This window comes from Pseudomonas sp. P5_A2_2, from assembly GCF_054177685.1.
This window is the reverse complement of sequence record NZ_JBGCUL010000746.1, coordinates 1-2,241: the sequence shown is the minus strand read 5'-3', so window position 1 is coordinate 2,241 and position 2,241 is coordinate 1. Positions and strand designations below refer to the sequence as shown.

Annotated in this window: 2 protein-coding genes; both read left to right on the top strand. The window is 59.8% G+C overall.

Annotated elements, in window-relative coordinates; translation table 11 throughout:
* On the top strand, positions 1 to 967 hold a 967-nt coding region (locus tag ACXRVY_RS25105), incomplete at its 5' end, for an IucA/IucC family C-terminal-domain containing protein (protein ID WP_458238531.1).
* Positions 968 to 980: 13 nt separating this feature from the next.
* A complete protein-coding gene (locus ACXRVY_RS25100) occupies positions 981 to 2,225 on the top strand; it encodes an MFS transporter (protein ID WP_223458042.1) in 1,245 nt (414 codons plus the stop codon).
* Positions 2,226 to 2,241 lie beyond the last annotated feature (16 nt).

Sequence of the window (2,241 nt, the reverse complement as noted above, 5' to 3'; positions counted from 1 at the left end):
CTACCGCACGATGATGCCGGTGCTGGACGAATGTGCGCCGCTGATCAAATTGCCAATCGCCGTATGGATGACCAGCGAGCTGCGCAGCCTGCAAGCCAAATCGATTCACATGGGGCCGCGCATCAGCACGGTGATCACCAGGATTCTGGAGGTCGAAAACGGCTTCGATCAGCGCCTGGAAATCTTCCCGGAAGAAATCGGTGTGCGTTACAAAAACGCGGTCACCCAGGACGATCATCCGGGCCGTCATTTGTCCGTGGTCTATCGCGCCAGCGCGCCAGCGTTCGAACGCAATGACGATTGCCTGCCGATTACCGTGGCCTCGCTGTTCACTCGTTTGCCCGGCAGTGGTCGGCCGTTGTTCACCGATCTGATCGAGCGTGATGGCGTGCGGGCCAATGCAGCACAGGTCGAGAGCTGGTTCCGCGAGTACGCCAAAGTGGTCACCCACCCGGTGGTGGCGATCTATTTGATGTACGGCATCGGCCTCGAAGCCCACCAGCAAAACACCATGGTGCTGTTTTCCCCCGACGGCAAAGCACGTAGTCTGCTGATCCGCGATTTCGGCGATGGCCGCACCTACGCGCCATGGCTGGAAGAACGTGGCTACAGCCTGCAACCGCATGTTCAGCCGGGTATTCTGCCGACGGTGTTCTGCGGTGATATCGAGCCGGTGCGCATGTTTGTGCTGGACGCGGCGTTCCTCACGCATCTGCACGAGATCGCCCTGTGGCTGACCAAGGAGTACGGCTTGAACAACACGCGGCTGTGGCAAGTCTTGCGCGAGGAAACCGACCTTGCCTTCGAGGCCGTGCGCGATCGTGTCTCGCCTGCAGTGTGGGAAACCGAGCACAAGGCGTTCGTCGAAGATCCATGGCCGACCCGATCGTTGTTGCGCATGCACTTGATGCAGTACAGCAACTATCGTTTGCAACACACCCTGACCAACCCGCTCGCTAGCGCTTAACCGAGGCTGACTCATGTCCCATGCAGGTGTCATCCAGGGTTCAAGAGTACGAATCCTGATTTATCTTCTATTTGCGATCCAGTTGGTGTCGATGGGGGCGATGGAAATGAGCGGGCCGTTCTGGCCTGTCCACCTGCGTGGGCTGACGACTTCGGAGTCGGTTTTCAGCTTCGCCAGCATCGCCGTGTACGTCGGGCCGATGCTGGGCATTATTCTGACCAGTGCATTCTGGGGCCGTATCGGTGATCGCTACGGCCACAAGTTGATGATGATCCGCGCCCTCGCCGGTTTGTCTTTGACCCAGCTTGGGCTGGCCCTGTTCACTGACATCTGGGTCATTCTGATCCTGCGTTTCCTGCAAGGCGCGTTCGCCGGCTACATCGCTCCGGCGCAGGCGTATGGCGTCAGCATTGAAGCGCCTTCGCGACGGGCGCGGCTGTTCGCCATTCTGCAAATCTCGACCAACGTCGGCTCACTGCTGGGTGCGGTAGTCGGTGGTTTGATCCTCGATTACGCGACGTTCTTCTGGATCAACATCATCGCCTCGGCGTTGTGTGCGGTGTGCACCGTGATCGCCGCCGTGACCTTGCCGGATGTGCCGCCGGTGAAGAAAGCAGTGGTCGCGGACAAGACCGTGCCGGCCAGCCGTTCCGGCAACCTCTGGCAAGGTTCGCCGTTGCTGTCGCTGCTCGGCGTGATGGGCATTCTGTTGCTGGCGCGGATGCTGCCACAGACGTCGTTCTCGCTGTATGTCAGCTCGGTATTCGAGGTCAGCAATTCAGTGGTCGGCCTGTGCTACGGCTTGCTGGCGCTGGGTTTCATTCTGTCGGCCACTTCGTGGTCGCGTTATTTCGAACACCGTGGCCAGCAAGACACTTTGCAGCGCATGACCTACGTCGTCATCGGTTGCATCGTCCTCACCGCCGTGGCGGGCATCACCCGTAATCCGGTGGTGTTCGTCATCGCCTACTTTATCTGGGGCGTATTGCTGGGTGCGACCACGCCGGTGTTGATGGCGCTGATATCGAAAACCGCCGACAGCTCGCAGCAGGGCCATGTGCTGGGAATCGCACAGGGCACCGCGCAATTTGCCTCGATTGCAGGGATCTCAGCCGGCGGTCTGCTCAGTCAGGTCTACGGTTTGCAGTACACCTATCTGTTCGTTTGCCTGGCCTACGTCGTGGCGCTGATCCCGATTGTTGCGCTGCGTTACTGGCCTGCGGTGATGCAACCGAGTCCTGCCCCGCCCGGGGATTGATCAAGGAGCCAGCTTT

Bases quoted from the DNA above. Each gene is read 5' to 3' on its own strand.
- ACXRVY_RS25100 (WP_223458042.1), top strand. From the start codon at position 981: ATGTCCCATGCAGGTGTCATCCAGGGTTCAAGAGTACGAATCCTGATT.